Raw genomic sequence first — 19486 nt, 5'->3', positions numbered from 1 at the left:
GTCAGGAGACCAGGCCGAGCCGCGCCAACGCCTGGCCCGCAGCCGGCGACTCCGGCCGGACCGGGCCGACCCGGTGGCCGCGCCAGGCAGCCGCACAAAGTGCGGCGAGCGCGTCCAGCTCACGTCCCGCCCCGGACAGCCGCCACTCGTCGGTTCCGGTGCTCACCTGCCAGCCGCCGTGGTCGGCGTCCGGTGCCGGCACCCGCACCACACCATCGGCGTCGAAGAGCCCGGTCAGATCCCACGAGACGTACGTCGGCCGTCGCTCGGCGGGCGCGGCGAGCAGCTCGGCGGCGTCACTGACCCCGGTGAGGACCAGCAGGCTGTCCAGGCCGGCCCGGTTCGCGCCCTCGATGTCGGTGTCCAGCCGGTCGCCCACGACCACCGCCGCAGCGCCGTCCGCCCGCCGGGCGGCGGTGGCGAACAGCTCCGGTGCGGGCTTGCCGACGATCTCGTCCGGGTCCCGGCCGAGCGCGGTGGCCAGCGCGGCCACCAGAGCGCCGTTGCCGGGCAACGGGCCACGTCCGCTGGGCAGGGTGCGGTCGGTGTTCGTGGCCACCCAGGTCGCGCCGGCCCGTACCGCCACCGCCGCCTCGGCGAGATCGGCCCAGCCGACCTGTGGGCCGTACCCCTGGACGACCACGACCGGGGCCTCGTCGGCGGTGGCGACCGGCTTGAGGCCGGCCTCGCTGATTTCCGCTCGGAGCGCGTCGGCTCCCACCACCAGCACCGGCGCACCGGCCGGTAGGCGCTTACCCAGCAGTTGGGCGGCCGCGGCGGCGCTGGTGAGAACCTCCTCCGGTCGGGCCGGCACACCCATCCCGGTGAGCAGGTCGGCCACGTCGGCGGCGCGACGCGAGGCGTTGTTCGTCGCGTACGCGACCGCGCGGCCCTCACCGTGCAGCCGCGCGACCGTCTCGACCGCGCCGGGAATCGGCTGGTCGATCAGGTAGATCACCCCGTCCAGGTCGAAGACGACCAGGGCGTAACCGTCGACCAGCCGGTCCCCGCTCATCGCTGCCGTGCCTCCGGTTCCTCGGTCCCCTCCGCCTCGCGGGTGGTCCCGCCGGCCGGCTCCGCGTCCGCGTTCCCCTCATCGTCAGTGTCCGGCGGGTCGGCCGCCAGGTCCTGGGCCGTGGGGTCCGCGTCGACCGTCGCCTCGACCATCGGCTCGTCCGACCCGAGGTCGTCCCCGGCCGGGTCATCCTGGTCGCTGTCGACCGTCACGCTCGACGAGCCGGCGTCCGGACGGGCCGGCACCGCACCAGGGGCACCCGGACCGGCAGCCAGTTCCTCGGCCACCTCGTCCTCGTCGTCGCCCTCGATGACCACACCGTCGAGTTCGAGCAGCCGCTCGGCGGCGTCGGTCTCCGCCTCGGCGTCCACCTCCGCCGCACGGGAGAACCACTCCCGCGCCTCGGTCCGCCGTCCCACGGCCAACAGAGCGTCGGCGTACGCGTACCGCAGTCGTGCCGTCCACGGCTGCACGGCATCGGTGGTCAGCTCGGGGACCTGGAGCATCGCCACGGCGGCGTCCCGCTGGCCGAGATCGCCACGGGCGCCGGCAGCGACGATCAGCAGTTCGACGGCGACGGCCGGATCGAGCTTCTCCTGGTCGGCGCCACGGAACAGGTCGATGGCACGCTCGGGCCGGCCCAGTGCCCGCTCGCTGTCCGCGATCACCGCAAGGTGGCTCTGCGCACCGCTCATCCGGTGGTACGTCCGCAGCTCGGCGATTGCCGACTGCCACTCCCCCGCGTGGTACGCGGCCAAGCCCACAGCTTCCCGTACCGCGGCGATCCGTGATGCGAGCCGTCGAGCGGCAAGTGCGTGGGCGAGCGCCTCGGTCGGATCCTCGTCGATCAGCTGCCCGGTCGCCACCAGATGCCGGGCGACGGTATCCGCGACCGGCTTCGCCAGCGACAGCAGCTCGGCCCGGACGTCCTTGTCCAGGTCGGTCGCGACGATCTCGTCAGGCAGCGCCGGCGCCTCCGTACGCCCCTCATCGGCCGAGCCGGGTGCGTCCGCACGCCGTCCAAAGCGACGCTCACCGTCCCGGTCGTCCCGGAATCCGCCGCCACGGCGGTCGCCGCCACGCTCATCCGCGCCACGACGGAATCCACCGTCGCGGCGATCGGCGAAGCCGCCCGCTCCGCGAGCGCCGTCCCGGCCCTGGAAGCCACCCTCGCGGCGCTCACCCCGGAACCCGCCATCCCGACGGTCGCCGCCACGGAAGCCACCCTCGCGGCGGTCGCCGCCACGGAAACCACCCTCGCGGCGCTCACCGTCGCGGAAACCACCCTCACGACGGTCACCGCCCCGGAAGCCACCCTCACGACGGTCGCCCCCACGGAATCCGCCGTCCCGACGGTCGCCCCCACGGAAGCCACCCTCGCGGCGCTCACCGTCCCGGAAGCCACCCTCACGACGGTCGCCGCCACGGAACCCGCCCTCGCGGCGCTCACCGTCCCGGAAGCCACCCTCACGACGGTCGCCGCCACGGAACCCGCCCTCGCGGCGCTCACCGTCCCGGAAGCCACCCTCACGACGGTCGCCCCCACGGAAGCCGCCCTCGCGGCGCTCACCGTCGCGGAAGCCACCCTCACGGCGGTCGCCCCCACGGAACCCGCCGTCCCGACGGTCGCCGCCACGGAACCCGCCCTCACGACGGTCGCCCCCACGGAAGCCACCCTCGCGGCGCTCACCGTCCCGGAAGCCACCCTCACGACGGTCGCCCCCACGGAAGCCACCCTCGCGGCGCTCACCGTCGCGGCGCTCACCGTCCCGGAAGCCACCCTCACGGCGGTCGCCCCCACGGAACCCGCCCTCACGACGGTCGCCCCCACGGAAGCCACCCTCGCGGCGCTCACCGTCCCGGAAGCCACCCTCACGACGGTCGCCCCCACGGAAGCCACCCTCGCGGCGCTCACCGTCGCGGAAACCACCCTCACGACGGTCACCGCCACGGAAGCCACCCTCGCGGCGTTCGCTGCCGCCGCGGTCGTTGCCCCGGAAGCCGCCCTCACGGCGGTCACCGTCTCGACGGAAGCCGCCGCCGTCACGGCGTTCGCTACGGAATCCGCCGGTTGTCCGGTCGCCGCCGCGGAAGCCGCCGGAGCGCTCGCCATCGTCGCGCCGGAACCCACCCTCACGACGGTCGGAGTCGCGGCGTTCGCCGCCACGGAAGCCGCCAGTTCCACGGTCCCGGTCGCCGGAGCCGTCGCGCCCGCCGAAGCCACGGTCGCTGCGCTCGCCCCGGTAGCCACCGCCCGAGCGGCCACTGTCCCGGAAGCCGCCCTCACGGCGGTCACCGTCTCGACGGAAGCCGCCGGACCGGGAGCGGTCGCTGCCGTACCCGCGGTCGTCGCGAGAACCTCGTTCCTCTCCCCGGTCCTGGCGCGACGGGCGGTCGTCGCGGCGAGGTCCGCCGTCCCGATCCGCCGGTCGACCCTGGTAACCCCGGGGGCGGTCCCCGCCCTGAGGTGCTGAACTCACAGGTACATCCTTCCTGAGTACGCCGTATCAACGACGCAACGCAGTCGAGGGCCGACCCGATTCCGGGTGGCCCTCGACTGTGACGTGTGTCCGGCGGTGTCCTACTCTCCCACACCCTCCCGGGTGCAGTACCATCGGCGCTGGAGGGCTTAGCTTCCGGGTTCGGAATGTGACCGGGCGTTTCCCCTCCGCCATGACCGCCGTAACCTTATCAACATGTCAAACAACACCAATTTGCTGACAGCATCGTGTCAGGGGTGTGTGTTTGTTTGTTGTGAGTTACACAGTGGACGCGAGCGATCGTTGTAGTCAAGTCCTCGGCCTATTAGTACCGGTCAACTGAACCCGTTACCGGGCTTACATTTCCGGCCTATCAACCCAGTCGTCTAGCTGGGGGCCTTACCCACCCGAAGGTGGTGGGATACCTCATCTTGAAGCAGGCTTCCCGCTTAGATGCTTTCAGCGGTTATCCCTTCCGAACGTAGCTAACCAGCCGTGCCCCTGGCGGGACAACTGGCACACCAGAGGTTCGTCCGTCCCGGTCCTCTCGTACTAGGGACAGCCCTTCTCAAGTATCCTACGCGCACGGCGGATAGGGACCGAACTGTCTCACGACGTTCTAAACCCAGCTCGCGTACCGCTTTAATGGGCGAACAGCCCAACCCTTGGGACCTGCTACAGCCCCAGGATGCGACGAGCCGACATCGAGGTGCCAAACCATCCCGTCGATATGGACTCTTGGGGAAGATCAGCCTGTTATCCCCGGGGTACCTTTTATCCGTTGAGCGACACCGCTTCCACACGCAAGTGCCGGATCACTAGTCCCGACTTTCGTCCCTGCTCGACCCGTCAGTCTCACAGTCAAGCTCCCTTGTGCACTTGCACTCAACACCTGATTGCCAACCAGGCTGAGGGAACCTTTGGGCGCCTCCGTTACCCTTTAGGAGGCAACCGCCCCAGTTAAACTACCCACCAGACACTGTCCCTGAACCGGATAACGGTCCGAAGTTAGATACCCGAATCAACCAGAGTGGTATTTCAAGATTGCCTCCACCCATACTGGCGTATGAGCTTCACCGGCTCCCACCTATCCTACACAAGCCGACTCAAATACCAATGTCAAGCTATAGTAAAGGTCCCGGGGTCTTTCCGTCCTGCCGCGCGTAACGAGCATCTTTACTCGTACTGCAATTTCGCCGGGCCTGTGGTTGAGACAGTGGGGAAGTCGTTACGCCATTCGTGCAGGTCGGAACTTACCCGACAAGGAATTTCGCTACCTTAGGATGGTTATAGTTACCACCGCCGTTTACTGGCGCTTAAGTTCTCCGCTTCGCCCCGAAGAGCTAACAGGTCCCCTTAACGTTCCAGCACCGGGCAGGCGTCAGTCCATATACATCGAATTACTTCTTCGCATGGACCTGTGTTTTTAGTAAACAGTCGCTTCCCCCTGCTCTCTGCGGCCATACAACGCTCCACCCGCGCGGGGCTTCACGTCTCCGGCCCCCCTTCTCCCTAAGTTACGGGGGCAATTTGCCGAGTTCCTTAACCACAGTTCGCCCGATCGCCTCGGTATTCTCTACCTGACCACCTGTGTCGGTTTGGGGTACGGGCCGCTCGAAACTCGCTAGAGGCTTTTCTCGGCAGCATAGGATCACTGACTTCACCTGAATCGGCTCGGCATCACGTCTCAACCTTCATGCACCACGGATTTGCCTATGATGCGGTCTACACGCTTACCCCGGCACAACCACCGGCCGGGCTCAGCTACCTTCCTGCGTCACCCCATCGCTTGACTACTACCCGCCAGGTTCCCACGCTCCCCAACCTCGACCCGAAGGTCTCGGCTGGTTCGGGTGGTTAGCACAACGAGGTTCGTCAGGGACGCTCCTTCGCGGGTACGGGAATATCAACCCGTTGTCCATCGACTACGCCTCTCGGCCTCGCCTTAGGTCCCGACTCACCCAGGGCGGATTAACCTGGCCCTGGAACCCTTGGTCATCCGGCGGAAGGGTTTCTCACCCTTCTTTCGCTACTCATGCCTGCATTCTCACTCGTGCCGCGTCCACAACTCGATCACTCGGCTGCTTCACCCCCGGCACGACGCTCCCCTACCCACCCACACACCTGCACACCACCCCGAAGAGTGATGCGAAGTCATTGTGTGAGTGCCACAGCTTCGGCGGTGTGCTTGAGCCCCGCTACATTGTCGGCGCGGAACCACTTGACCAGTGAGCTATTACGCACTCTTTAAAGGGTGGCTGCTTCTAAGCCAACCTCCTGGTTGTCTATGCGACCCCACATCCTTTTCCACTTAGCACACGCTTAGGGGCCTTAGCTGGTGATCTGGGCTGTTTCCCTCTCGACTACGAAGCTTATCCCCCGCAGTCTCACTGCCGCGCTCTCACTTACCGGCATTCGGAGTTTGGCTGATTTCGGTAAGCTTGTAGGCCCCCTAGACCATCCAGTGCTCTACCTCCGGCAAGAAACACACGACGCTGCACCTAAATGCATTTCGGGGAGAACCAGCTATCACGGAGTTTGATTGGCCTTTCACCCCTAACCACAGGTCATCCCCCAACTTTTCAACGTTGGTGGGTTCGGCCCTCCACACGGTCTTACCCGCGCTTCAGCCTGCCCATGGCTAGATCACTCCGCTTCGGGTCTAGAACATGCGACTCAAACGCCCTCTTCAGACTCGCTTTCGCTACGGCTCCCCCACACGGGTTAACCTCGCCACATGCCACTAACTCGCAGGCTCATTCTTCAAAAGGCACGCCGTCACCCCGCAAGGCTCCGACGGATTGTAGGCGAACGGTTTCAGGTACTATTTCACTCCCCTCCCGGGGTACTTTTCACCATTCCCTCACGGTACTCGTCCGCTATCGGTCACCAGGAAGTATTTAGGCTTACCAGGTGGTCCTGGCAGATTCACGGCAGATTTCAGGAGTCCGCCGCTACTCGGGAACACCCACAGAAGACCAGCTGCTTTAACCTACCGGACTATCACCGTCTACGGTCAGCCTTTCCAGACCATTCAGCTAACAACTGGCTTTATCACTCCTCACACGAGTGTCAGCTCGTGTAGCAGGGTCCCACAACCCCGACCACGCAACCCCTGACAGGTATCACACGCAACCGGTTTAGCCTCAATCCGCTTTCGCTCGCCACTACTCACGGAATCACTATTGTTTTCTCTTCCTACGGGTACTGAGATGTTTCACTTCCCCGCGTTCCCTCCACACACCCTATGAGTTCAGGTGCAGGTGACATCACATGACTGATGCCGGGTTACCCCATTCGGACACCCTGGGATCACAGCTCGGTTGACAGCTCCCCCAGGCCTATCGCGGCCTCCCACGTCCTTCATCGGCTCCTGGTGCCAAGGCATCCACCGTCCGCCCTTGACAACTTGACCACAAAGATGCTCGCGTCCACTGTGCAATTCTCAACAAACAACCAACCCACAACCCACAAGCCCCACACCAGACCCGACCACCGCCGGCGGTATGCGAGACCAGGCCATGCCTGGCGCCTGACAAACCCCACCAAGGATCCGTCCACGGCTCTGAAAGACCAACCACACGGGTTGTTCCTTCAGGACCCAACAGGGTGCTCTACGCCAACCACCAGCCGCACCGAAAACCCGTTCCCACCACCAACAGTGGCTGTACTAAGAGAAAATTTCGGCCGTTGCCGGCACCGACTCACCAGTGTCTCCGCCAATGAGCACCCCACCATCACACTCGGACAGCGCGGGCTCCATACCCACCTTCGCGGGATGGTGCTCCTTAGAAAGGAGGTGATCCAGCCGCACCTTCCGGTACGGCTACCTTGTTACGACTTCGTCCCAATCGCCAGCCCCACCTTCGACGGCTCCCTCCACAAGGGTTGGGCCACCGGCTTCGGGTGTTGCCGACTTTCGTGACGTGACGGGCGGTGTGTACAAGGCCCGGGAACGTATTCACCGCAGCGTTGCTGATCTGCGATTACTAGCGACTCCGACTTCACGGGGTCGAGTTGCAGACCCCGATCCGAACTGAGACCGGCTTTTTGGGATTCGCTCCACCTCACGGTATCGCAGCCCATTGTACCGGCCATTGTAGCATGCGTGAAGCCCTGGACATAAGGGGCATGATGACTTGACGTCATCCCCACCTTCCTCCGAGTTGACCCCGGCAGTCTCCCATGAGTCCCCAACCGAATTGCTGGCAACATGGGACGAGGGTTGCGCTCGTTGCGGGACTTAACCCAACATCTCACGACACGAGCTGACGACAGCCATGCACCACCTGTCACCGGCCCCGAAGGACCCCACATCTCTGTGAGATTTCCGGCGATGTCAAACCCAGGTAAGGTTCTTCGCGTTGCATCGAATTAATCCGCATGCTCCGCCGCTTGTGCGGGCCCCCGTCAATTCCTTTGAGTTTTAGCCTTGCGGCCGTACTCCCCAGGCGGGGCGCTTAATGCGTTAGCTGCGGCACAGAGAACCGGAGAGGCCCCCCACACCTAGCGCCCAACGTTTACAGCGTGGACTACCAGGGTATCTAATCCTGTTCGCTCCCCACGCTTTCGCTCCTCAGCGTCAGTATCGGCCCAGAGACCCGCCTTCGCCACCGGTGTTCCTCCTGATATCTGCGCATTTCACCGCTACACCAGGAATTCCAGTCTCCCCTACCGAACTCTAGCCTGCCCGTATCGACTGCAGGCCCGCAGTTGAGCCACGGGTTTTCACAGTCGACGCGACAAGCCGCCTACGAGCTCTTTACGCCCAATAAATCCGGACAACGCTCGCGCCCTACGTCTTACCGCGGCTGCTGGCACGTAGTTGGCCGGCGCTTCTTCTGCAGGTACCGTCACTTGCGCTTCGTCCCTGCTGAAAGAGGTTTACAACCCGAAGGCCGTCATCCCTCACGCGGCGTCGCTGCATCAGGCTTCCGCCCATTGTGCAATATTCCCCACTGCTGCCTCCCGTAGGAGTCTGGGCCGTGTCTCAGTCCCAGTGTGGCCGGTCGCCCTCTCAGGCCGGCTACCCGTCGTCGCCTTGGTAGGCCATCACCCCACCAACAAGCTGATAGGCCGCGAGCCCATCCCAAGCCGAAAAACTTTCCACCCACAAACATGCGTCCGCAAGTGAATATTCGGTATTAGCCCCGGTTTCCCGGGGTTATCCCAAAGCCTAGGGCAGGTTGCTCACGTGTTACTCACCCGTTCGCCGCTCGAGTACCCCGAAGGGCCTTTCCGCTCGACTTGCATGTGTTAAGCACGCCGCCAGCGTTCGTCCTGAGCCAGGATCAAACTCTCCAACAAAAACCTGGAAAATCCATCCCAGCAACAAACCAAATTGTTGCCAAAGGAATCCAAACCAACCAGAAAAACTGGCCAGCCCGGGAATCAAACAAAACTTGGCACTGGCTTATCAAGCACCCTGTTGAGTTCTCAAAGAACAACCACACACCATCCGAAACCCACACCGTGGATCCCATCCGGGGCACCACACCCGACCACAACCGCACCGGGCACTTTTACTACGTTACCCGGTGGTTTCTGTCGTGTCAAACCGGCTTGCACCGGTCTGTCGCAACTTCCACCCATTTCTCCGGGCACCACGAGCAAGCCGGCTCTCGCCGTTCCTGTCGTGGTTGTGGCAGGCCAGCCGCTGCGGTCTCCCGCGAGCGCGCCTGGGGCCCTGCCGGTCGTCAATCATACCCGGTCGGTTTCGCCCCGCCAAATCCGCCTCCCGACGAATCTGGGGCACCACCCGGTTCGAGCGCCTGGCCGTAGCTCTTGGCCCGAAAGGTCTACCTGCGCTCCGGCCTGAGGCTTTCGCCCTGTTCGTCCGTTCCGCGCTGGCAGAGAGAAAGCTACGCGCCCGGCGGATTGATCGTCAAATCCGCCGGGCGCGTCCCGCGTCACACCTGGCCGGCAGGGTCAGGACGCGACCTCCACCCCGGCGAAGGAACGCTTGCCCCGCCGGAGCACGAGGTACCTGTCGTGCAGCAGGTCCGCCGGCGAAACCACAGCGTCCGCCGTGACGACGCGGATGTTGTTGACGTAGGCGCCACCCTCGGCGATCACCCGCCGGGCCTCCTTCATGCTCGGCACCAGGCCGGACTCCTTGAACAGGGTGGCCACGTCCGGCAGGTCGTCGAGGCGTACCAGCCCGGCCTCGGTGAGGGCGGCGCGCAGCGTCACCGCCGACAGCTCGTCGAGCGAGCCCCGGCCGAAGAGCGCCTGACTGGCCGCGACCACCTGAGCCATCTCGCGCTCGCCGTGCACCAGGGTGGTCAACTCCTCGGCGAGAGCGCGCTGAGCGGCCCGGGACGCCGGCCGCTCCGCCGTCTCCTTCTCCAGCTCCTCCAGCTCCTCCCGGCTGCGAAAGCTGAAGTAGCGCAGGTAGCGGCCCACGTCCCGGTCGTCGACGTTGATCCAGAACTGGTAGAAGGCGTACGGGCTGGTCATCTCGGGATCGAGCCAGATCGCGCCGCCCTCGGTCTTGCCGAACTTCGAGCCGTCCGACTTGGTCACCAGCGGGGTGGTGAACGCCTGGACCGGCCCGAGCCCGCGCCGCCGGACGTAGTCGACCCCGGCGGTGATGTTGCCCCACTGGTCCGAGCCACCGAACTGGAGCTGGCAGCCGTGCCGCCGGTGCAGCTCGAAGAAGTCGTTGGCCTGCAGCAGCTGGTAGCTGAACTCGGTGAAGCTGATCCCGCTCTCCAGCCGGGCCCGGACCACCTCGCGGGCCAGCATCCGGTTGACCGGGAAGTGCTTGCCCACGTCGCGCAGGAACTCCACCACCGACATCTCGCCGGTCCAGTCCAGGTTGTTGACCAGGCGGGCGGCGTGGTCCCCGGTATACGACACGAATGGCGCGAGCTGGTCACGGATCCGCTGCACCCAGCTCGCCACGACCTCCGGCGGGTTGAGGGTCCGTTCCGCGCTCTCCTTCGGATCACCGATCTGCCCGGTGGCGCCGCCGACCAGCAGCAGTGGCCGGTGCCCGGCGAGTTGGAGGCGGCGGGCGGTGGTGACCTGCATCAGGTGGCCGACGTGCAGGCTCGGCGCGGTCGGGTCGAAGCCCACGTAGAAGGCGGCTCCCGGGCCGTCGAGCAGCGCGCGCAGCTCGTCCGGGTCGGTGGAGTCCTGGAGCAGGCCCCGCCAGCGCAGGTCATCGGTCAGGGAGTCCCGCCGGGCCGGCGGGAGGGTGCTGTCGGTCACGATCACCGATTGTCCCCCATCAGCCCGGTCCGGCCCTACCGGGTTCCGGCGACGGGCACCGGCACTAGGCTGACCAGTCCAAGATCATGGAGGTGGCCGTGGACGTGTCGACGATGTCGGGTGGCTTCTTCGCCCTGCTCGGACTGGAGTTGGACGAGATCAGCGGGGACCGGGTCACGATTCGCTGGCGGGTCCGCCCGGAGTTGCACCAGCCGTACGGCATCCTGCACGGCGGGGTCCACTGCTCGGTGGTGGAGACGGCGGCGAGCCTGGGCGCCGGTGTCTGGCTGGGTGAGCGCGGGCGGGTGGTCGGCGTGTCCAACCAGACCGACTTCCTGCGGGCCGTGGGCGAGGGTGAGTTGGTCGCGGTCGGCACCCCGGTGCACCGGGGGCGCAGCCAGCAACTGTGGCAGGTGGAGATCACGGACGCGGACGGGCGGCTGGTCGCCCGTGGCCAGGTCCGCCTCCAGAACCTCTACCCGGCCACGGACTGACCGGAGCCGCGCCCCGACCAGGGCGGCCGGGTCGCCGAGCCGGCCGCACACCGTCGACAGGACACTGCGCGCTGCCCGACCGCCGCTCATCGTCACCGCCGTGCCTGAGCAGCGCTGAGGGCGGTTTCGGGTAGCTGGCGGCTTTGGTGGCGTTATCGTCGCGTCGATGACCGAGCCCGTACCGCCGACGTGAGGAAGCTTCTCGCCGCCACGCTCGGCATCCTGTCCGCGGTCGGCGGCTTCGTCGACATCGGCGACCTGGTCGCCGCCGGCCAGGCCGGTGCCCGCTTCGGCATGGCGCACACCTGGGTACTGCTGCTCGGGGTCGTCGCCATCTGCGCGTACGCGGAAATGGCCGGACGGATCGCGGCGGTGACCGGGCGGGCGGTGTTCGACCTGGTCCGGGAGCGGCTCGGCGCGCGGATGGCGCTGCTCAACCTGGTGGCGTCGTACCTGGTCACGGTGATCACGCTGGCCGCCGAACTGGGTGGGGTGGCGCTGGCGTTGCGGCTGGCCACCGGCGTGCCGTACCTGCTCTGGGTGCCGGTCGCCGGGATCGCGGTCTGGCTGGTGCTGTGGCGGATGAGGTTCCCGGTGATGGAACGGGTCTTCGGGCTGGCCGGGCTCGCCCTGGTGGTGTTCGCCGTCGCCCTGTTCTGGCTGCCGACCGACTGGGCGGCGCTCGGGCGCGGTGCGGTGACACCTGGCGACTCGGGTCAGGGATGGGGGGCGTACTGGTTCGTCGCGGTCGCGCTGTTCGCCTCGACGGTCAGCCCGTACGAGGTCTTCTTCTTCTCCTCCGGTGGGGTCGAGGAACGGTGGAGCGCCACCGACCTGGCCGACGCCCGCTTCAGCGTGCTCGTCGGCTTTCCGGTCGGCGGCTTCCTCGCGCTGTCCCTGATGGCCACGGCCACGGTGGTGCTGCGCCCCGCCGGCCTGTCGGTGGACGGTCTCGACCAGGTCGCCCATCCGGTGGTGCTGGCCTTCGGCTCGGTCGGCCTGGCCGTGGCCGCGCTGGCGTTCTTCGCGGTCACCTTCGGCGCCGCGTTGGAGACCGGTCTGTCCGCCGCGTACGCGGCCGCGCAGTACTTCGGCTGGCAGTGGGGCAAACGGGTGAGCCCGCACGAGGCGGCCCGCTTCCACACGGTGCTGCTGGTCAGCGTGCTGCTCGGGGTGCTCGCGCTGCTCACCACGGTCGACCCGGTGACCCTCACCGAATACATGCTGATCATCAGCGCGGTGGCGTTGCCGCTGACCTACCTGCCGATCCTGGTGGTCGCCAACGACCGCACCTACCTCGGTGACCGGGTCAACGGCCGAGCCCTCAACCTGCTGGGCGCGGTGCTGTTGCTGGTCATCCTCGCGGCCTCGATCGTCGCCGTGCCGCTGGCGATCGGTACGAGGATGGGCCAGTGAGGATCCAGATCAGCCAGGAGCTGCTCGACCGGCAGCTGGTCGACCGGGACGGGCGGCTGGTCGGCAAGGTCGACGACGTGGAGTTCGCGCTCGACGCGGACGGGGTGCCGTACCTGCGGTCGTTGCTCAGCGGGCCGGGTGCGCTCGGCCAGCGGGTCGGCGGTCGCCTCGGCCGGATGCTGGTGCTGACCGCCGAGCGATTCGTCACGGACCGGCCGATGGCGCCGCTACGCATCCCGTACGCGCTCGTCGAACGGGTCGACAGTGCGGTGTGGCTGCGGGTGCGGGCCGACGAACTGCCCACCTCGCCGGTGGAGCAGTGGTTGCGCCGGCACGTGATCGATCGGATTCCGGGGGCGCACCGTGCGAGCGGGTGACCTGTTGGGGCGTACCGCGTACGACCCACAGGGCCGGCGCCTGGGTCGGGTGGTGGACCTCGTGCTCCGTGGCCCCGCCGACGGCCCGCTGCGGCTGACCGACCTGGTCGTCACCCGGCACTGGTACGGCCGGTTGAGTGGCCGGCTGATCGGTCCGCAACGGCACCCGTCCGGTCCCTGGGCGATCCGCGCGCTGGCCCGACTGCTCGCTCGGAGCACCTGGCAGGTGCCGGTGCACCGGGTGCGCTTGGACCCGCCGCTGCCTGGTCCGCCCGATCCGGGTCGGCCGCGCGACGCTGGCCCGGAGCCTGCCTGAGCCGGCCGTGCGTGGCTACGTCGGCGGCCCGCGCGGTCGGACCCGTTCGCACGGTGCTCAGTGCCGGGTGCGGTCCAGCACCGACGGGGAGTCGACCGACGGCCCTGCCGCCTCCGGCTGCGCGTCGGGTTCGTCCGCCGCCTGTCCGGTCGTCTCGGCAGCGTCCGGGTCCGCGGGTCCCGTCGCCGTCCGGCGCAGCCGGACACCGGAGACCGCGCGGTCGTCGGCGAGCGTCACCTCCAGCCGCCAGCCGTCGACGGTGAGCTGCTCCCCGGCGTGCGGGATCCGGCCGAGACCGGCCAGCAGCAGCCCGGCCACGGTGGTGTAGTCGCCGTCCGGCCGTCCGGGCAGCTCCACGCCGATGTCGGGCAGGTCGTGGACGGGGAAGGTGCCCGGCAGCAGCAGCGCCCCGTCGTCGTCGGTGCGGACCGCACCGACATCCCGGTCGGTCTCGTCGTAGATCTCCCCGACGATCTCCTCGAGGATGTCCTCCAGGGTGACGATGCCCTCGACGGCGCCGCGCTCGTCGACGACCAGGGCCATGTGCTGGCGTTCGGCCTTGAACCGGCGCAGCGCGTCGACCACCGGCACCGAGTCCGGCAGCAGCAGCGGCGGACGGGCGTACTCGTCGACCGGCTGATCGTCACCGACGCCGACCAGGTCCCGCAGGTGGATGACGCCCACCGAGTCGTCCAGGCCGCCGTGGCGTACCACCGGCGCGCGGGAGTGCCCGGAGGCGGCCAGCACGAGTCGGGCGGCCTCCGCGGTGGTGCCGCTGTCCAGGCAGAAGACCCGCAGCCGCGGCACCAGCACCGCCCGCAGCCTGCGCTCGGCGATCTCCACCGCGCCGGCGATGATGGTCTGCTGCTCCTTGGTGAAGCCGTGGTGGCCGGCCACGATGTCCCGCAGCTCGTCCGGGCTGATCTCGTCCCGCTCGGGCTTGGGGTCCAGGCCGACCAGCCGTACCACCAGGTCGCTGGTGGCGCCGAGCACCCAGACGACCGGCCGGGTGAAGCCGGCGAGCAGATCCAGCGGGCGGGCGACGAGCAGCGCCCACCGCTCCGGAACCTGCATGGCGATCCGTTTCGGGGCCAGCTCACCGAAGACCAGGGTGATGAAGGTCAGCACCAGCGTGACGAGCACCACGGAGATCGGGCCGGCGGCCCGGCCGAAGACGCCGTCCAGCAGCGGAACCAGCGGCTGGGCCAGCGACACCGCGGCGGCCGCCGAGGCGAGGAACCCGGCAAGCGTGATGCCGATCTGGATGGTGGCCAGGAAGCGGTTCGGGTCGCGGGCCAGCCGGGCCAGCACCCGACCCGTGCGTCCGCTGCGTTCCAGTCGCTGGACCTGGCTGTCGCGCAGCGACACCAGCGCCAGCTCACTGCCGGCGAAGATCGCGTTCACCACGATCAGGACCGCGACCAGGGCCAGCTGGCTCCAGTAGCTCTGCACGCCTGGTTCTCCCTCGCTGGACCGCGCCCCGTGGCGCCGCCGGTGGCGGCCCCGCCGGCGTAGCGGAGCCTATGCCCACTCGCTCCGGCGGTGAATCATCACCAGGTGGGGCCGGGGCGCGCGCTCAGCCCTGCGGCAGCGCCGGCGCCGGCAGGTCCAGCACGTACGACTCCCCCGCGCGGCGGAACCCGAGGCGGTGGTAGTACGGGGCGATCATGCCCGGTGGGCTCAGCACCTGGCGGAACCCACGGTCGGTGAACAGGCTGCTGCGCCGGTAGACGAACTCGCCGGGGGTGAAGTCACGAAACGGCGGAGTGACGTAGTCCAGGTCGACCTGGGCCACCCCGTCGCCGACGTCGCGGACCAGTACCACACCGACGACCTCGTCGGCGCGTACCACCAGGAAGGCCGACCGACCGACCGGCCGGTCGGGACGGAAACCCGGGTTGAACCGGGCGATGTCGGCGGCGTGCACCCGCAGCGTGTGGGCCAGGAACGCGTCGTCGGCACCCACCTGCACCACCTGGTAGGTCTGCTCGTCGTGGCGGGTGGTGAGCAGCCGCCGCAGGTACCAGATGTTGATCACGGCCAGCACCACGTTCAGCCCGACCATGGGCCACACCCGGATCGTGGCGTTGTAGCCGATCAGGACGGCACAGCCGACCAGGTTCAGGGCGCGCAGCCGCAGGATGCGCGTCTGCAGCAACGACCAGACCAGCAACGCGGAGCCGGCCCAGCCGACCAGTTCCAGCCAGTTCACCCCGCGAGGGTAGTCGCCGCCCTGGTCAGCCCCGGTGTCAGGGGGCGGATCACGCCGGGTCGGTGCCGGTTGACGGCGGCAGTTCCAGGACGTACTCGTCGATCTCGTGGCCGCGGCCCGGTGCGTACGCCCGCTCGGTCCCCCGGACGACGAAGCCGCAGCGGCGCAGCACCGCCAGCGACGCGGCGTTGTCGGTGGCCGTCCGCGCGAACAGTGGCCGGCGGGTGACCTCCCGCAGCAGCGCGGTCAGGGCCCGGGTGGCGTACCCACGGCCCCAGTGCGGCCGGTCGATCCAGTAGCTGACCTCGAACGCGTCGTCGACGGGGAAGGCCAGCACGTGACCGACCACCGTGTCGTCGACGGTCACCGTGCGGGCCAGGTTCTCCGGGCCGGTGAGGATGCGGACCCAGTGCGCGGCGAACGCCCGCCGGTCCGTCGGATCCGCGGCGCCGAAGGCGGCCATCCGGTTGGCCTCCGGGTCGAGCTGGTGGACGAAGAACTCCACCAGGTCGTCCTCGCGTACCGGGCGTAGCCGCAGGTCATCGGTCACCGGCCGACCATACGCGTTGCGGGTGGGGACCACCGGCCCGGTTCGGATCGGCTTTCGGCCCTGCCCCCGCGGGATGCGGCGTTGCTACCAACGAGGCAGAGGCATCGACGGCGAAGTGGAGGCCGGGTCATGACCAGGTACGTGTACGACTTCATCGAGGGTGGCCGAGAGATGGCCGACCTGCTCGGCGGCAAGGGCGCCAACCTCGCCGAGATGACCCGGCTCGGGCTGCCGGTGCCGCCCGGATTCACCGTCAGCACGGACGCCTGCCGGGCGTACCTCGCCGACAAGGCGGTGCCCGACGGACTGTTCGACGAGGTGAACGCTCATCTGCGGGAGGTCGAGGTGCGGCTGGGCCGGCGGCTCGGCGACCCGGCCGAACCGCTGCTGCTGGCCGTCCGTTCCGGCGGGCGCTACTCGATGCCCGGGATGATGGAGACGATCCTGGACATCGGGCTCAACGACGCCACCGTGACCGGGCTGGCCCGGATCAGCGGCGACGAGCGGTTCGCCTGGGACTCGTACCGACGGCTGATCCAGATGTTCGGTCGGACGGTGCACGGCGTGCCGGCCGAGGAGTTCGACCGGGAACTGGACGCGTTGCGGGCCACCGCCGGGCCGGACGGCCCGACCGCGGAGCAGTTGCACGGCCTGGTCGAGACGTACAAGAAGGTGTTCGCCGACCGGGTCGGTCACGAGTTCCCCCAGGCCCCGCACGAGCAGCTGTACCTGGCGATCCGGGCGGTCTTCGAGTCGTGGAACGCCTCCCGGGCGGTGCTCTACCGACGCCGCGAGCACATCTCCGACGACCTGGGCACGGCGGTCAACGTGATGGCGATGGTCTTCGGCAACCTGGGCCCGGACTCGGGTACCGGGGTGGCGTTCACCCGCGATCCGGCCACCGGCGCGCCCGGCGTGTACGGCGACTACCTGTCCGACGCCCAGGGCGAGGACGTGGTGGCCGGAGTCCGCAACACGGTCGGGCTGGACGAGCTGTCGCGGCTCGACCCGGCCAGCTACCGGCGGCTGACCGGGATCATGACGACGCTGGAACGGCACTACCGGGACCTGTGCGACGTGGAGTTCACCATCGAACGGGGCCGGTTGTGGATGCTGCAGACCCGGGTCGGCAAGCGCACCGCGGCGGCGGCGTTCGTGATCGCCGCCCAGCTGGCCGACGAGGGTCTGATCAGCTGGGACGAGGCGTTGACCCGGGTCAGCGGGGCGCAACTGGCCCAGCTGATGTTCCCCACCTTCGACCCGCAGGCCACGCCCGAGCCGCTCGCCACGGGCGTGGGTGCCTCCCCCGGGGCCGCCGCCGGCCGGGTGGTCTTCGACAACGCCGCCGCGACCGCGGCGGACGGGCCGGTGATCCTGGTCCGCCGGGAGACCAACCCCGACGACCTGCCCGGCATGATCGCCGCCGCCGGGATCCTCACCGCCCGGGGCGGCAAGACCTCGCACGCCGCCGTGGTCGCCCGGGGCATGGGGCGTACCTGCGTCTGCGGCGCGGAGGCGCTGCAGATCGACCCGGAGCGCGGCGAGTTCCGGGTCGGCGACACCACGGTCCGGGCCGGTGACCTAGTCTCCATCGACGGCACCACCGGGCGGATCTATCTCGGCGAGGTGCCGGTGCGGCCCTCCCCGGTGACCCGCTACCTCGCCGGTGAACTGGCGCCGCAGTCCGACCGGCTGGTCTCGGCGGTGGACCGGCTGCTGCGGCACGCGGACTCGGTGCGCCGGCTCGGCGTACGCGCCAACGCCGACACTCCCGCCGACGCGTCGCGGGCGCGGGCGCTCGGCGCGGACGGGGTCGGGCTGTGTCGGACCGAGCACATGTTCCTCGGTGCCCGCCGGGCCCTGGTGGAGCGGTTGATCCTGGCCGACGGGCTGGACGAGGTCCACGCCGCGCTGGCGGAGCTGCTGCCGTTGCAGCGGGAGGACTTCGTCGCGATCCTCGCGGAGATGGACGGCCTGCCGGTGACCATCCGGCTGCTCGACCCGCCGTTGCACGAGTTCCTCCCCCCGTTGCCCGAACTGGCCGCGCGGGTAGCCCGGGCGGAGGCGCTCGGGCAGCAGCCGGGTCGCGACGCGGTGCTGCTGGCCGCCGTCCGCCGGATGCAGGAGAGCAACCCGATGCTGGGCCTGCGCGGGGTCCGCCTGGGTCTGGTGGTGCCGGGCCTGTTCGCGATGCAGGTCCGGGCCGTGGCGGAGGCGGCGGCGCGGCGGGTGGCCGAGGGCGGCGACCCGCGCCCGGAGATCATGGTGCCGCTGGTCGTCGACGTGCACGAGCTGGCGGCGGTGCGGGCCGAGGTGGCCGACATGCTGGCCACCGTGCCGGGTGCGCCGCCGATCCCGGTCGGCACGATGGTCGAGACGCCGCGCGCGGCGCTGACCGCCGGGGCGATCGCGGGCGAGGCGGAGTTCTTCTCCCTGGGCACCAACGACCTGACCCAGACCACGTGGGCGTTCTCCCGCGACGACGGGGAGGGCTCGTTCCTCGGTGACTACCTGGAGCGGGGCATCGTCGAGGCGTCACCGTTCGAGACCGTCGACGTCGCCGGGGTGGGCCGGCTGGTCCGCCTGGCGGTGGCCGAGGGCCGCGCGGCGCGACCCGGGCTGACGGTCGGGGTCTGCGGCGAGCACGGCGGTGACCCGGAGTCGGTGGAGTTCTTCGCCGAGGCCGGACTCGACTACGTCTCCTGCTCGCCGTACCGGGTGCCGATCGCCCGCCTGGCCGCCGGCCGGGCCGCGGTGACGCCGGACTGCGTCGGCTCCGACGCCCGATAGGAGGTGCCTGAGATGACCGCCATCTTCAATGCCACCGGGTCGGTGCCGCTGGCCCAGCCCCGACCGGCCCCGGAAACGGCGCAGCAGCCGGCACCGCCGCTGTCGGTCGGGCCGGTGCTGGAGTTGCCCGGCACGCCGCCGGCCGCTCTGGTGCCGGTGACCCGCGACGGACGCCCGGTCGGCGTGTTCGTCGCGACCGCCGGACGCGTGCGGTACCGGCCGCTGCCCGACCCGGATCGACTGCTGGTCGCCACCGCCGGGGTGCTGGCCGTCGGGCTGGTCACCGCCGGGGTGACGGTGCTGGGTCGGCGCAGGCCACCCGCGGTCGCGCGGTTGACCATGGGCCCGGGCGGCTGGGTCAGCTTCCGGGGGGTACGCGCTCCGGCTCCCCGGGCTGCCCGCCCCTGGTGGGCCCGCCTGTTGCGGGCCCGCCGCCTGGTCGCCGAACGCTGAGCCGCAGCGTCGGGCGGGTACGCCACGGCGAGCACTTTCGGTGCTGCTGCTGCCTCGGACCGGACGGAGGCAGCAGCAGCACGGATGCTGCTCGGATCATGACCGATGTCGCTCGGGCGGCAGTCGGTACGGGCCCGACGGGCCAGCTGCGCGCGGCATCACCGACAC

General features: G+C 68.9%; 13 protein-coding genes and 3 rRNA genes. 7 read left to right on the top strand and 9 right to left on the bottom strand.

The window, feature by feature from the left end:
- Nucleotide 1: 1 nt before the first annotated feature.
- A complete protein-coding gene (locus O7597_RS22920) occupies nucleotides 2-1015 on the bottom strand; it encodes an HAD-IIA family hydrolase (protein WP_269737393.1) in 1014 nt (337 codons plus the stop codon).
- Nucleotides 1012-1920 (bottom strand): Replicase polyprotein 1ab, encoded by a 909-nt coding sequence (locus O7597_RS22915; protein ID WP_269737404.1) that lies wholly within the window; start codon nucleotides 1918-1920, stop codon nucleotides 1012-1014. The genes O7597_RS22920 and O7597_RS22915 overlap by 4 nt, the downstream gene beginning before the upstream one ends.
- Here O7597_RS22915 and O7597_RS22910 point away from each other — a divergent pair.
- Nucleotides 1885-3489 (top strand): hypothetical protein, encoded by a 1605-nt coding sequence (locus O7597_RS22910; RefSeq protein ID WP_281583364.1) that lies wholly within the window; start codon nucleotides 1885-1887, stop codon nucleotides 3487-3489. The two genes, O7597_RS22915 and O7597_RS22910, sit on opposite strands and share 36 nt — an antisense overlap.
- A gap of 94 nt (nucleotides 3490-3583) precedes the next feature.
- On the opposite strand, the gene rrf is transcribed toward O7597_RS22910, so the two are convergent.
- The 4 genes from rrf to tyrS form a co-directional block, all read right to left on the bottom strand.
- A 5S ribosomal RNA gene (gene rrf, locus O7597_RS22905) occupies nucleotides 3584-3700 on the bottom strand.
- Nucleotides 3701-3800: 100 nt separating this feature from the next.
- Nucleotides 3801-6910, bottom strand: a 23S ribosomal RNA gene (locus O7597_RS22900).
- Nucleotides 6911-7287: 377 nt separating this feature from the next.
- A 16S ribosomal RNA gene (locus O7597_RS22895) occupies nucleotides 7288-8802 on the bottom strand.
- The 16S, 23S and 5S rRNA genes sit together here, the layout of an rRNA operon.
- A 621-nt stretch (nucleotides 8803-9423) precedes the next feature.
- Entirely contained in the window at nucleotides 9424-10710 is a 1287-nt protein-coding gene (gene tyrS / locus O7597_RS22890; RefSeq protein ID WP_281580651.1) for a tyrosine--tRNA ligase, read from the bottom strand.
- A 113-nt stretch (nucleotides 10711-10823) separates the two neighbouring features.
- Here tyrS and O7597_RS22885 point away from each other — a divergent pair, with 113 nt between their 5' ends.
- The 4 genes from O7597_RS22885 (at nucleotide 10824) to O7597_RS22870 (ending at nucleotide 13313) form a co-directional block, all read left to right on the top strand.
- A complete protein-coding gene (locus tag O7597_RS22885; RefSeq protein WP_281583303.1) occupies nucleotides 10824-11204 on the top strand; it encodes a PaaI family thioesterase in 381 nt (126 codons plus the stop codon).
- 189 nt (nucleotides 11205-11393) lie between these two features.
- Complete coding sequence (locus O7597_RS22880) at nucleotides 11394-12620, top strand: divalent metal cation transporter (protein WP_281580650.1); 1227 nt, start codon at nucleotides 11394-11396, stop codon at nucleotides 12618-12620.
- A complete protein-coding gene (locus O7597_RS22875; protein ID WP_281580649.1) occupies nucleotides 12617-12997 on the top strand; it encodes a hypothetical protein in 381 nt (126 codons plus the stop codon). The genes O7597_RS22880 and O7597_RS22875 overlap by 4 nt, the downstream gene beginning before the upstream one ends.
- On the top strand, nucleotides 12984-13313 hold the full coding sequence (locus tag O7597_RS22870; RefSeq protein ID WP_269737389.1) for a PRC-barrel domain containing protein: 330 nt from the start codon (nucleotides 12984-12986) through the stop codon (nucleotides 13311-13313). The genes O7597_RS22875 and O7597_RS22870 overlap by 14 nt, the downstream gene beginning before the upstream one ends.
- 57 nt (nucleotides 13314-13370) lie before the next feature.
- On the opposite strand, the gene O7597_RS22865 is transcribed toward O7597_RS22870, so the two are convergent.
- The 3 genes from O7597_RS22865 to O7597_RS22855 form a co-directional block, all read right to left on the bottom strand.
- Entirely contained in the window at nucleotides 13371-14765 is a 1395-nt protein-coding gene (locus O7597_RS22865) for a hemolysin family protein (protein WP_281580648.1), read from the bottom strand.
- A gap of 124 nt (nucleotides 14766-14889) precedes the next feature.
- Nucleotides 14890-15525, bottom strand: a complete 636-nt coding sequence (locus O7597_RS22860; RefSeq protein ID WP_281580647.1) for a hypothetical protein — start codon at nucleotides 15523-15525, stop codon at nucleotides 14890-14892.
- A gap of 49 nt (nucleotides 15526-15574) precedes the next feature.
- Nucleotides 15575-16075, bottom strand: a complete 501-nt coding sequence (locus O7597_RS22855; protein ID WP_281580646.1) for a GNAT family N-acetyltransferase — start codon at nucleotides 16073-16075, stop codon at nucleotides 15575-15577.
- A gap of 129 nt (nucleotides 16076-16204) precedes the next feature.
- Between O7597_RS22855 and ppdK the strand changes: the two genes are divergently transcribed.
- Entirely contained in the window at nucleotides 16205-18865 is a 2661-nt protein-coding gene (ppdK, locus tag O7597_RS22850) for a pyruvate, phosphate dikinase (RefSeq protein WP_281580645.1), read from the top strand.
- Between the two features lie 12 nt (nucleotides 18866-18877).
- Entirely contained in the window at nucleotides 18878-19318 is a 441-nt protein-coding gene (locus O7597_RS22845) for a hypothetical protein (protein WP_269737366.1), read from the top strand.
- The last annotated feature ends 168 nt before the right edge of the window (nucleotides 19319-19486 follow it).

Origin of the sequence: Verrucosispora sp. WMMC514 (genome assembly GCF_027497295.1) — a bacterium.
Taxonomy (GTDB): domain Bacteria; phylum Actinomycetota; class Actinomycetes; order Mycobacteriales; family Micromonosporaceae; genus Micromonospora; species Micromonospora palythoicola.
This window is presented reverse-complemented; position numbering and strand designations above follow the sequence as displayed.

Coding starts and splice junctions, on each gene's coding strand:
- O7597_RS22845 (WP_269737366.1), top strand. CDS start 18,878: ATGACCGCCATCTTCAATGCCACCGGGTCGGTGCCGCTGGCCCAGCCC.
- O7597_RS22910 (WP_281583364.1), top strand. CDS start 1,885: ATGCCGGGCGACGGTATCCGCGACCGGCTTCGCCAGCGACAGCAGCTC.
- ppdK (WP_281580645.1), top strand. CDS start 16,205: ATGACCAGGTACGTGTACGACTTCATCGAGGGTGGCCGAGAGATGGCC.
- O7597_RS22885 (WP_281583303.1), top strand. CDS start 10,824: ATGTCGGGTGGCTTCTTCGCCCTGCTCGGACTGGAGTTGGACGAGATC.
- O7597_RS22920 (WP_269737393.1), bottom strand. CDS start 1,015: ATGAGCGGGGACCGGCTGGTCGACGGTTACGCCCTGGTCGTCTTCGAC.